Origin of the sequence: Mycobacterium sp. M23085 (genome assembly GCF_045343915.1) — a bacterium.
Classification (GTDB): Bacteria; Actinomycetota; Actinomycetes; order Mycobacteriales; family Mycobacteriaceae; genus Mycobacterium.
In genome coordinates this window covers 2,033,434-2,045,524 of sequence record NZ_CP174280.1, presented here as the reverse complement: position 1 = coordinate 2,045,524, position 12,091 = coordinate 2,033,434, and the positions used below count along the sequence as shown (strand labels likewise).

Sequence of the window (12,091 nt, the reverse complement as noted above, 5' to 3'; positions counted from 1 at the left end):
TCCTATCCGGCCGCCGGTGGGCGGCCCATGATGCGTGGGCGAAAGCCATACATCGGTTCGGAGAACTCCTCTTCGTGGCCGCCGGGGATGCCGGCCAGCGGCACACCGGGCATGCCCAGGGTGCCGGCTTCTTCCATCACCATCGGGGTGGCCGAGCCAAAGCCGTGGTAGGCGCTCAGGCCGACCTGGGTGGTGGTGGCCAGCGGGGTGATGGCGGCTCCGGTGGCTCCCCAGGCCGGTGGCACTGACAGCGCCCCGACCAGGCTGGCCTGGCCCATTCCGGCCGCCGCGGCGGCTGGGGTGCTCACCGAGGCCAGGTTGGCCGTGCCGCCCAGCCCGGCGGCCAACACCCCCAGTCCGGAGGTCGAGGAGTCCACGGCGTTGAGGGAGTTGATGGAGTTCATCGCGACTTGGGAATCGACGAAGGTGGTCGGGTTCAAGATGCCGTTGGTGGTGAATCCGTTGGACAGCCCCGAGACGGTGTTGTTGTTGAGGAAGGCGCCCAGCAGGTTTTCGTGGGAGTTGCTCAACGTGTTCAACCAGCCGGCCAGTCCGGTGGTCGAATCCCCCGAGCCGGGGGCAAAGATGCTGTTGGGGTCGGCACTGAGCGCATTGGTCCCGGCGGTATCCAGGGACTGGGCGACCGCGGTGGCTTGCTGGGCGGTCCCATCGCTGGTGGTGTCGGCTTGGGGTGGGGTAAACGGGCTCAGTTGCTGGATCGCGGCGTTCGAGGTGGCGCTGTAGCTGGTCATCGCGTGGGTGTTTTGTGCCCACATCTGCGCGTAGTGGGCCTCGGTGGCCGCGATCGCGGCACTGTTTTGCCCCAACAGGTTGCTGGCCACCAGCTGTGCGAGCTGGGCGCGGTTGGCCGCCACCACCGCCGGGGGCACCGTGGCCGCAAAAGCCGCCTCAAACGCCGCCGCGGCCGCGTTGGCCTGCACCCCCGCCAATTCAGCCTGGGCGGCGGTGGCCTCGAGCCACTGCAGATACGGTTGCACCGCGGCCAGCATTTTCTGCGCCGAGGGCCCCGACCAGCTTTGGCTGCCCAGCGCGCTCACCACCGCACCGTAGTGGGTGGCCGCCGAGCGTAACTCCGCTGACACCGCGTTCCACGCCGCGCCCGCAGCCAGCAACGACCCCGACCCAGGACCGGCATACATCCGGGCCGAGGTGATCTCGGGGGCCAACCCCACCTCAACTATCGACATGACATCTACTCCCAGCGTTGTTAGCCCGCAGCCGGCGGACGGGGCATGACCACGGGCCGAAACCCATACTTGGGGATGGCGCGGCGCAACCGCCGACCACTGCCACCCAGCGGCCCGGCCACCCCACCCGGGCCCCCCGCCCCCGAGCCGGTCCCGGGATCGGTCAACCCGCTCACCCCGGTGGCCGGCACCGCGGTGTGCCCCGGGGCGATGTTGGCCGCCGCCGCCCAACCCTGCGGCACCGACACCGACCCCACCAACTGCGCATTGCCCACCCCCGCCGACACACCACCCACACCCGAGCCCAGCGCGGTGCGGGAAGCCAGATCCGCGCTGGCCGCCTCGGCACCGGCCAGCCCATCGGCGTCGGCCGCGAAGTCGCCCAACCCCCCCAACGTGGTGGCATGCTGGGCGGCCAACACCCCTTGCATCGTCCCGATAATGGTCTGCGGATTGAACGGACCACCCGCGATCGACCCGTTGACGATCGAGTTGCTGAAGAAGTTGCTGTTCAAAAAATTGCCCAGCGCGGTGTTGTTGTTCCCGTCCAAAAACTGGGTCCAATACTCATACAACGACCCCGCACCGGTGGCGTTACTGGTCACGTCCGTCGTCGACCCCGAGCCCCCCGACACCAGCGACTGCACATTGCCCGCCGCGGTGTTCGACGCCACGCTGACCGCGTTCGTCTGCTGCACCACCCCATCCGGTGTGGTCGTCGACTGCGGCGAGGCAAACGGCGTCAACTGCGCCGCCGTACTCGACCCCACCGCATAACCATTCATCGCCGCCGCATCCTGGGCCCACATCTCGGCATACTGCGCCTCGGTCGCCGCGATCGCCGGAGTGTTCTGCCCAAACACATTCGTCGCCACCAACAACGCCAACTGCGCACGATTAGCCGCAATCACCGGCGGCGGCACCATGGCCGCAAACGCGGCCTCAAACGCCGTCGCCGCCGCGTGGGCCTGCATAGCGGTCTGCTCGGCCTGCGTGGCCGTGGTGTCCAGCCATGTCACATAGGGTTTGGCCGCGGCCAGCATCGACGCCGACGACGGGCCATACCAGCCTCCGCTGCTCAGCTGCGTCAACACCGAATCGTAATCGGTTGCTGCGGAGCGCATTTCGGTGGCCAGCGTATTCCACGAAGCAGCGGCGGCCAGCATCGGACCCGATCCCGGGCCGGAATAGATCCTCGCCGAGTTGACTTCCGGCGGTAACGCCGCAAAGTCCAGCATGGTCCCCCCTCGCGCCTAACGGGCCGTAGTTACGTTTGCTGCCTCGGCGGCAAGCAAGTTAATACGAGTTTCTAAGTTTGCGACAGATACCTCATCCACCGCGGCGGCCTCGGACTGCTGCGACGCACAAGGTCATCGGGGTTCTCCTCTTGAATCGAGAGCCCGAATCGCAACCCCAGCCCGCGACCAGTCAGAAGCCTCTCGGGCGCACCCGTTAAGCCGAAGAGCGCTCTTCTGACCTGGCCGCTTTCGTGGGACACGATCCGCGCCAGTTGCCATAGCCTCACCTAAGAAAATACGGTCGGCCAATCGTGGCATTTCGATGCAAGGGGAGTCAAGCAGCCCGACCGCCGGGAGCCAGCTAGCTGCGTGGAGTTTGCAGCGGATTCACTCCGCCGCCATTTTGGAGCCAGCGGCCGTGCTACTGCCTCATTAGCTGATTTCTCCATCAGACGTGGGGTCCGCCCGGCTGGCCTACCTTGTTTGTGCGGCCTACGGGCTTGGGTATGGTTCGGTGGCCGTGTCGCAGCGCCGCTCGCGCGCCTCACCAACCGGTCCTGTACGACGTTGATTCGGCATGCCATGTCATCGCGGACAGATTTTCCCGTCAACCCGCTCAGCTATCTCGCCCGGCGACCATGCCGCCCGCGACGGCGCGGAGTTGCCGGCCACCGTGATGCACAGGCCGCCGTCGGCGGGATAACGCTGCGGGCGCGACTCCATCATGCGGTTGCGGACGATGTGTTCGACGAGGATGGGGACGAAGGTCTGCACCGGCGCGTCGATGAATCGCTGCGCCGTCTCCTCGCACCAGCGCCTGATCTGCGCTGTGCGCCGCTCGTCATCGAGCCCCTCGTGCCGGGCCAGCTTGTCGGCCACATCCGCCACCGATCGGCCGACCGTGACCCGGACGGCGGGCGAGACCACCGCGTCGGCGCGCGCCCGCACCGCGTCGAGTGCCCGACGGGCAACGTCCTCGTCGGTGTCCGGCCGGATGACATGCAGGGTGATGTGGCGGCCGTTCTCGCCCATCACGATGACGCTGGACTCCTCGTCGTTGATAAAGCCCAGTAACTCGATTGTGTGTCCGTCGATTTCAATCAGCGTCGGCGTGTCATGCCAGGCGTTGCGCCGGTAGCCCACCATGACGATCTGCCCAAGCCGGTCGGACAACGACGCCACCAGGCCCGGCAGCTCGTCGGCCAGGTTCGTCGACCGCGGCCACCAAGCGCCATCGATGTGCTCGGACACAGTCCGATATTGCTTGAGCTGCAACCGGTTTGATTGCTCCATGTCACCCACCTGCTCGCCGATTCTTCCGGATTGGCCTGACCACCCCGACGTAACGTCAAGACCATCACGGGCAGTCGGCGACCGCTGCGCCAGCGAGTGGCTGGCGGGTTTACCGATCGTGAACAACGGTTGAGAGGATGTCGTGGTGCAGATCGCTTCGAATGTGCAGGGCCAGGTGTGGCGCGGCGGGAAGGCGCAGGACGACTTCGAGTTCGACAAGATCTCGGACTACCTCGCCGAGCCCGGCACCCTGGTGTGGGCCGACCTGTGCCAACCCGACCACGACACGCTGTGCGGGCTGGCCGACGAGCTGGGCCTGAACCGTTGGGCGGTCGAAGACGCCGTGGCGGCCGCCGAGCGGGTCAAGGTCACCGCCTACGAAAGCCACACTTTCTTCACCGTCTATGCCGTCGACGTCGCGACGGATGCCGCCGATGCCTCCCAGCGGATGCTGTCGATGCAACGCATTTCGGGATTCGTGCTGCCGCAGGGGCTGATCACCGTGCGTCTGACGCCCGACTTCGACATGGCGCAGGTGGCCCGCCGCTGGCAGGAGATCGGCGGCCAGCGCTATGGGGTCGGCGCACTGGTGCACGGCCTGCTCGACGTGGTGGTCGACAGCCATTTCACCGCCGTCGAGGCCCTCGACGACTGCATCGAAGCCATCGAGGACGAGCTGTTCGACGGCACGCCCCGCAAGGGCGTCTTTCAGCGCCGCACCTTCCGCTTGCGCAGGGATCTGGTCAACCTGCGCCGGATCGCCCTACCCATGCGCGAGGTCGTCAACGGCATTGCGCATCATCGTGTTTCGGATGGCTCAGATCGGCGGCTGGACCCGCTGTACGCCGACCTGTACGACCACGTGCTACGGGTTTCCGAATGGACGGAATCGTTACGCGACATGATCACAACCATTTTCGAGACCAATCTGTCGCTGCAGGACGCCCGGCTGAACACCGTGATGAAGAAGCTGACGGGATGGGCCGCCGTGATCGCCGTGCCGACGGCGATCACGGGCTTCTACGGACAGAACGTGCCCTACCCAGGCTTCGGTACCCACGCCGGATTCCTGGCCAGTACCGGCGTGATCCTGGTCATGATGGTGGTGCTGTACGTGATGTTCAAGCGTCGCGATTGGCTGTGAGCCGCATGAAGGCGGGGCCGGTTCGAATGCGTGCATGTCGTGGTGTCACTCGGCGCCGGATCACCGATAATGCGTTCTGTGCCACACGTGATTTTGCTCGGCCGTCGGATGCGCGTTACCGGCGATCCCTCATCGACGTGCCGTCGGTGATCTGACGACATGGCAAATGCGCGGTGGCTGTGGCTCGCTGTGGTGGCGATATGCGTGGTCGGCTGCGGTGTGCGGCAGGTGTCGGCGGCCAGCGCCCGAGAGATCTCCGGCACCTTTCGATCCGGCGGGATCGACCGAACCTACCTGTTGCACGTGCCGGCGGGCGCACCCGTCGGGTTGGTGCTCAGCTTGCACGGCGGCGGCGGCACCGGGATCTCCCAGCGCGGCCTGACAGGCTTCGACACCGTTGCCGACGCTCACAACCTGCTGGTGGCCTACCCCGACGGCTACGACAGGAGCTGGGCCGACGGGCGTGGCGCGTCGCCCGCCGATCGCCGCCACATCGACGATGTGGCCTTCCTGGTCGGACTGGTGACCAAGCTGCAGAACGACTACGGCATCGCGGCCGGGCACGTCTTCGTCACCGGAATGTCCAACGGCGGCTTCATGACCAACCGGCTGGCGTGTGAGCGCGCCGACGTTTTCGCCGCGGTCGCGCCGGTGGCCGGCACGCTGGGCGTGGGGGTGGCCTGCAATCCGTCGCAGCCGGTGTCGGTCTGGGAAGCCCACGGGACCGCCGACCCGCTGGTGCCCTTCAAGGGTGGGACGGTGCGCGGACGCGGTGGGGTCAGCCACGCCATACCGGTGGACAGCATGGTGACCAAGTGGCGCTCGGCCGATGGCTGCCGCGGCGAGCCGGCGATGGAGGCCCTGCCCGACGTCCGGGACGGCACCGCCGTGCGCCGCTACGAGTCCACCGGCTGCGCGGCGAACACCGAGGTGGTGTTCTACAAGATCGACAGCGGCGGGCACACCTGGCCGGGCGGCAAGCAATATCTGCCCGCCGCCGTCATCGGCGCCACCACGCGAGCGCTGGACGGGTCCGAGGCCATTGCCCAGTTCTTCCTCGCGCACGCCCGCGACCAGCGGTGATCGCAGACGCACAGTCCAAGTCGGGCGCTCAGCGCTGGCAGGATGGGCACCAGTACGTCACGCGTTCCCCGGTGTCGTCGAAGTTGATCCGGGTGCCGCAGCGGCGGCACGGCTGCCCGGATCGACCGTAGACCCACAGCTGCCGCCCGGTCCGAGTGTCACCGGTGGTGCATCGGTTCCAGCGGAACCGGTTGAGCCACAACATGTTCCGCGCACGCGACACCAGCCGGTGGGCGTCGGCGAGGTCGCGCACCGGCGCGGTGGGCAGATGCCCGGCCAGGAAGCACAATTCGTTGCTGTACACGTTGCCGACCCCGGCCAGCACCCGCTGGTCCAACAGCGCCTCGGCGATCGGCCGGTCCGGGTCGGCCGTCAAGTTGGCGGCGGCGAGCGCGGGGTCCCAGTCCTCGCCCAGCAGATCGGGTCCCAGGTGCGCGACGGCGTCGCCGTCGCGTTCGCGGTCCAGGACCTCCAGCACGCCCAGGTCGACTCCGACGGCCGTGGCGCTGTCGGTCTGCAAGACGATGCGCGCGCGGTGGTCGACCCGCACCGGGCGGTTGCCGACCCGCCAGCTGCCCTCCATTTTCAGGTGCGAGTGAATGCTGGCGGGCCCCACCCGGATGAACAAGTGCTTCCCGCGGCTGAACACCTCGTCGATTACCTGCCCGGTGAGATCGACGGTGGCGAATCGCGGCACCCTTATGTCGCAGCGGGTCAGGGTGCCGCCGAGCAGGTGCTCGCGCAGCGCGGCCGCGGTGTGCCAGACGGTGTCACCTTCGGGCATGTCAGCGCAGCCGCATTCCGCGGGGGGTGCGGGCGAAGCCGGCGTCGGCGAGCGCGTCGGCCGGACCCGGCCCGTCCGCGCGGGGCTGCAGGGCCGGGACCCCGTCGATGCGCTCGACCAGGATCGACGCGACGCGACGGGACGAGACCAGGTCGGCCAGCGCCGTCGCGGCGGCGTGGTGGGCGGCGGGGTCGTCGGTGAAGGTCAGCAGCGACCGCCCGCCGCGCTCGAGGAACCAGGCCAGTGCGCCGTCCACCAGCACCACCAGCGCACCGGCCTTGCGGCCCGGGCGGGCCCCCGGACCCCCCGAGCCCTCGCCGCGGGCGCCGGGCCAGGGCAGCGCCGCGCCGTAGGGGTTGGCCGGATCCGCGGCGGCCAGCACGATCGCCCGGTACTCGGGCCGTTCCGGGTCCACCCCGTCGGAGTAGGCGCGCAGTCGGTCGACGGTCGAGGCGACCGCGAACTGCGCGCCGCCCAGCGACTCGATGAAGTAGCCGCGCTGGCACCGGCCGGCGTCCTCGAAGGTGCTCAACACCTTGTACAGCGTGGCGAACCCGCCGGGCACCCCCTCGGCGGCCACCGCGCCCCTGGTCAGCACGCCGTGACGGCCCAGCAGGAGCTCCGCCTGGTAGTGGGCGCGCAGGGTCGAGTCCGGCTCCGGGGCCGGCAGGATCGACCACCGGCCGGCCACCGTCGGGTCGGCGGGCCGGGACTGCGGGTGCGCGATGCTGTATCGGCTCAGCCGCGGCGGGCGATGCGACCGGTGGGCGGGCGCGGAGCGTCTGCGGGTGCCGGTGCCGCCGAGCAGGGCGCGCACCGGGGCGAACGTGTCGCCGGTGACCCAGCCGGCCCAGATCAGTTCCCACAGCGCGGCTTTGAGCTCGGACTCACTGAACCCGTCCTGCGTCAGCTGGCGGAAGAAGTAGGCGCCCCCGGGTGCGAGCGTGTCCAGGACGGCGCGGTGCGCGTCGCCCAGCTCGATGTCGGCGGGCCCGGGCAGCGTCAGCGTCGCGGATTCGCTGGGGTGCAAGGCGATCCAGCCGTCGCTTGCCGAGATCGAGCCGGCCCCCGACCAGGTGACCTCGCCGGTGGCGAGCAGCTCGTCGAGCAGCGCGGGGGAGTAGTCGCGAACCCGGGGGGCCAGCACCAGCGGCTCGATCGCCGACGCGGGCATCCGTACCCCGGCCAGCTGATCGATCACCGACATCAGCCCGTCCAACCCGGAATGGCTTGGGAAGCCCGACGGTTCGGCCGCCCCCACCCGGTGCCAGGCCGGCAGAAACCGGCCGTAGGCGGCCGTGCTGACCGGCTCGACCTGGGCCCGCAGCGCCGCCAGCGACCGCCGCCGCAGGATGCGCAGCACGTCGGCGTCGCACCACTGCTCACCGCCGGCCGCGGGCGCCCCGGGGACCTCGGCCGCGGCGACGAAGTCGCCGCGCACCAGCCGACCGTCAGCGGCCAGCCGGCCCAGGATGTCGGCGGTCACCCGCAGCCCCAGCCCGAACCTGGCCGCCGCCTCGGCGGTGGTGAACGGGGTGTGGGTGCGCGCGTAGCGGCCCAGCAATTCGCCCAGCGGGTCGGCCACCTCCTCGGTGAAGGCGGCCGGCACGCCGAGCGGGACCGCGATGCCGATGCCGTCGCGGAGCCGGCCGATGTCCTCGATGGCCACCCACCAGCTGCGGCCGGCGAACGACACCGTCAGCGCGCGCCGCGACGCGCGCAACCCTTCCAGCCAGCCGGCAACATTTCTGCCGTCGGTGACGACAGTGCGGGCGGCCACCTCGTCCTCGGTCAGCGGGCCCAGCAGCCGCAGCAGGTCCGCGACGCCCTCGGCGTCACGGGCGGCCCGGTCGGGCGCGAGGTGCTGAAGCTGGCGGCCGGTGGCGGCGATGATCTCCGGATCGAGCAGGTCGCGCAGCTCCACCCGGCCCAGCAGCTCGGCCAGCAGCGTGCTGTCCAGCGACAACGCCGCGGCCCGCCGCTCGGCCAGCGGGCTGTCGCCTTCGTACATGAACGCGCCGACGTAGCCGAACAGCAGCGACGCCGCGAACGGCGACGGCCGCTGCGTCTCGACCTCGAGCACCCGGACCCGCCGCTGGGCGATACCGGTCATCAGCTGGGTCAGGGCCGGGACGTCGTAAACGTCCTGCAGGCATTCGCGGACGGTCTCCAGCACCACCGGGAAGTCCGGGTACTTGCGCGCCACTTCCAGCAATTGGGCCGCGCGCTGGCGTTGCTGCCACAGCGGCGAGCGGCGGCCGGGGTGCCGGCGCGGCAACAGCAGGGCGCGGGCCGCGCACTCCCGGAACCGCGAGGCGAACAGCGCCGAGCCGCCCACCTCGGCGGTGACGATCGGGTCGATCTCCTCGGCGTCGAAGACGAACAGGTCGGCGCCGGGCGGGGCGTCGGTTCCGGCGCCCGGCGCGAAATCGGAAATCGTGTCGGGCAGACGCACCACGACGCCGTCGTCGGAGGCGGTGGGCTTCTCGTCGATGCCGTAGCGCTCGCGCAGCCGGCGGGACACCGCCAGCGCCAGCGGTCCGTTCACACCAAGCCCGTACGGCGAGTGCAGGATCACCCGCCAGTCGCCCAGCTCGTCGCGGAAACGCTCGACCAGCAACGTGGTGTCGGTGGGCACCACACCCGCGGCGCTGCGCTGCTCGTCGAGCAGACCCCACAAGTTGTCGGTGGCGTACGCGTCGAATCCCAGGCCCGCGCAGCGCTTGTCGAAGGCCTCGCGTTTGAGGCCGGCCAGCTCGCCGGTGAACGCGCCCAGCGCGGCGCCCAGCTCGGCCGGGCGGCCCAGGCCGTCGCCGCGCCAGAATGGCAACCGGGCCGGCTGGCCGGGCGCGGGGATCACCAGTACCCGGTCGTGGGTGATCTCGGTGATCCGCCAGCTGGTGGCGCCCAGCGAGATGACGTCGCCGGGGCGCGACTCGTAGACCATCTCCTCTTCGAGTTCGCCTACCCGCGAAGGCTTTTCGGCTTCGGAAGCGAGGTAGACGGTGAACAGGCCGCGATCGGGGATGGCGCCGCCGGAGGTCACGGCCAGTCGCTGCGCGCCGGGGCGCGCGGTCAGCGTGCCGGTGTCGCGGTCGTAGATCAATCGCGGGCGCAGCTCGGCGAATTCGGTGGACGGGTACTTGCCGCTCAACAGGTCCAGGGTGGCCTCGTACACGCTGCGCGGCAGCGTCGCGAACGGGGCGGCCCGGCGGACCGTGTCGAACCAGCGGTCGGCGTCCAGCGGTTCCAGCGCGGCCGCCGCCACGGTCTGCTGTGCCAGGATGTCGAGCGGGTTCGCGGGCACCCGCATGGTTTCGATCTGGCCGGTGAGCATGCGCTGCACGCTGACCGCGCAACCGATCAGGTCGGTGCGGTGCTTGGGGAACAGCACGCCGCGCGAGACCTCGCCGACCTGGTGGCCGGCCCGGCCGATGCGCTGCAGGCCGCTGGCCACCGACGGCGGCGCCTCCACCTGGATCACCAGGTCGACGGCGCCCATGTCGATGCCCAGCTCCAGGCTGGAGGTGGCCACCACCGCCTTGAGCACCCCGCGTTTGAGGTCCTCCTCGACCAGCGCGCGCTGCTCCTTGCTGACCGAACCGTGGTGGGCGCGGGCCAATACCGGTTCGGCGCCGTAGGTCTGGCCGCTGCCCATGAGCTGCGCCGGGGCGCCGCCGGCCACCTTCGGGTTGGCGTCCGAGGAAAGCTCGACTCCGCTGCGTTCGTCGTGAATCTCGTTGAGCCGGGCGGTAAGTCGCTCGGCCAGCCGCCGTGAGTTGGCGAAGACGATGGTGGAACTGTGTGATTCGATCAGGTCGACCAGACGGTTCTCGACGTCGGGCCAGATGGTGTTGTTGGCCAGGTTGGCCATGTCGGGCACCGGCACCTGCACGCTGAGCTCGACCGTCTTGGCCGACGGCGGGGCCACGATGGTGGTGGGCGCCTGGCCGGACAGGAACCGGGCGAGTTCCTCGGGCGGGCGCACCGTCGCGGACAACCCGATACGCTGCGCCGGCTTGTCCTCCCGTAGCGCGTCGAGGCGCTCCAGCGACACCGCCAGGTGCGCGCCGCGCTTGCTGGCGGCGATGGCGTGGATCTCGTCGACGATCACCGTCTGCACACCGGCCAGGGTCTCGCGGGCGGCCGAGGTGAGCATCAGGAACAGCGACTCGGGGGTGGTGATCAGCACGTCGGGTGGGCGGCTGATCAGTTGGCGACGGGCGGCGGGCGGGGTGTCACCGGAACGGACCCCGACGCTGATGTCCGGCGCGGGCAGGCCGCGGCGTTCGGCGATGCGGGTGAGCCCGGCCAGCGGGGTGCGCAGGTTGCGCTCGACGTCGACGGCCAGCGCCTTGAGCGGGGAGACGTAGAGCACGCGGGTGCCGGGCGGGCGTTCCGTCGAGCCCGCGAGGCTGTCCAGCGCCCACAGGAACGCGGCCAGCGTCTTGCCCGATCCGGTGGGCGCTATCACCAGGGTGTTGTGGCCGTCGGCGATGGCGTTCCAGGCGTCGGCCTGGGCGGTGGTCGGGGCGTCGAAGGTGCTGGTGAACCACTCGCGGGTGATCGCGCTGAACCGGCCCAACGGGTCGCGGCGGCCGGACGGCCCGGGATCAGTGCGAGTGCTCACCCCTCCATGGTGCCAACGGCCACCGACAGGTGCGTCGGCTAGCGCGGCTCGATACGCGCGGTCGCCATCGCGTGGGAGAGTTCCTCGGGGATCTCGGGCACCCGGGCGATGGCGTCGAACAGCGAGTGCGCGCAGGCATCGGCGAGGCGATCGGCGCTGGTTGTGGGGTCGATGATGCGCTGCCGGCACAGCTCGAAGGTGAACGCCAGCCAGCCGTGGCAGATCACCCGAAGGTCCCGTTCGACGTCGGGCTCCAGCTTCCGCGCGGGGGTCTTGGCCACCAGGTCGGAGATGCGGCTCATGATGTGTTCGAGCTGACGGTTCTTGGCTTCGTCGTCGACGCCCAGCAGGACCGGGTCGGAACGGCCCAGGCCGACGTAGGCGGCCCACGCGGCTTCCGGGTTCTGCTCGTGGTAGGCCATGTAGGCCATCACCCCGGTCCGGACCTCCTCGTACATGGTCAGGCCGGTGGCGTCGTCCATGTTGGTGTTCTCGTACAGGCGGTCGGCCTCGTCTTTGACCACCGCCGCGAAGAATGCTCGCTTGTCCGGGAAGTAGTGGTACATCAGGGCCCGCGATACCCCGGCGCGTTCTGCGATCTCGTCGATGCGAACTTCGTCGTAGGGCCGCTTCCCAAAGACCTCTGCCCCTAAAGCGAGCAGCTCAGCGCGTCGATCCTCGGGGGATAAGCGCCTGCGGGCTGTCGGCATG

General features: G+C 69.8%; 8 protein-coding genes. 2 read left to right on the top strand and 6 right to left on the bottom strand.

All coding sequences use genetic code 11. The annotated features are described in order from the left end of the window. Positions 1 to 2: 2 nt before the first annotated feature. The 3 genes from ACIUM1_RS09205 to ACIUM1_RS09195 form a co-directional block, all read right to left on the bottom strand. The gene (locus tag ACIUM1_RS09205; protein ID WP_406816874.1) at positions 3 to 1,208 is read right to left on the bottom strand and encodes a PPE family protein; all 1,206 of its coding nucleotides are present in this window, start codon (positions 1,206 to 1,208) and stop codon (positions 3 to 5) included. 20 nt (positions 1,209 to 1,228) lie between these two features. Then, the gene (locus tag ACIUM1_RS09200; protein WP_406816873.1) at positions 1,229 to 2,446 is read right to left on the bottom strand and encodes a PPE family protein; all 1,218 of its coding nucleotides are present in this window, start codon (positions 2,444 to 2,446) and stop codon (positions 1,229 to 1,231) included. Positions 2,447 to 3,031: 585 nt separating this feature from the next. Continuing rightward, positions 3,032 to 3,739, bottom strand: a complete 708-nt coding sequence (locus ACIUM1_RS09195; RefSeq protein WP_406816872.1) for a DUF5994 family protein — start codon at positions 3,737 to 3,739, stop codon at positions 3,032 to 3,034. Between the two features lie 145 nt (positions 3,740 to 3,884). Here ACIUM1_RS09195 and ACIUM1_RS09190 point away from each other — a divergent pair, with 145 nt between their 5' ends. Both ACIUM1_RS09190 and ACIUM1_RS09185 read left to right on the top strand, forming a co-directional pair. After that, on the top strand, positions 3,885 to 4,883 hold the full coding sequence (locus ACIUM1_RS09190; protein ID WP_406816871.1) for a magnesium transporter CorA family protein: 999 nt from the start codon (positions 3,885 to 3,887) through the stop codon (positions 4,881 to 4,883). 159 nt (positions 4,884 to 5,042) lie between these two features. Then, entirely contained in the window at positions 5,043 to 5,966 is a 924-nt protein-coding gene (locus ACIUM1_RS09185) for an alpha/beta hydrolase family esterase (protein WP_406816870.1), read from the top strand. 28 nt (positions 5,967 to 5,994) lie between these two features. Here ACIUM1_RS09185 and nei2 read toward each other — a convergent pair whose 3' ends face one another. Genes nei2 through ACIUM1_RS09170 form a run of 3 tightly spaced genes read right to left on the bottom strand, consistent with a single transcriptional unit; the run spans position 5,995 to position 12,090 of the window. Continuing rightward, positions 5,995 to 6,750: an endonuclease VIII Nei2 gene (gene nei2, locus ACIUM1_RS09180; protein ID WP_406816869.1), complete on the bottom strand. Its 756-nt coding sequence runs from the start codon at positions 6,748 to 6,750 to the stop codon at positions 5,995 to 5,997. Between the two features lies 1 nt (position 6,751). Further along, entirely contained in the window at positions 6,752 to 11,380 is a 4,629-nt protein-coding gene (locus ACIUM1_RS09175) for an ATP-dependent helicase (RefSeq protein WP_406816868.1), read from the bottom strand. Positions 11,381 to 11,418: 38 nt separating this feature from the next. Next, entirely contained in the window at positions 11,419 to 12,090 is a 672-nt protein-coding gene (locus ACIUM1_RS09170) for a TetR/AcrR family transcriptional regulator (RefSeq protein WP_406816867.1), read from the bottom strand. Position 12,091 lies beyond the last annotated feature (1 nt).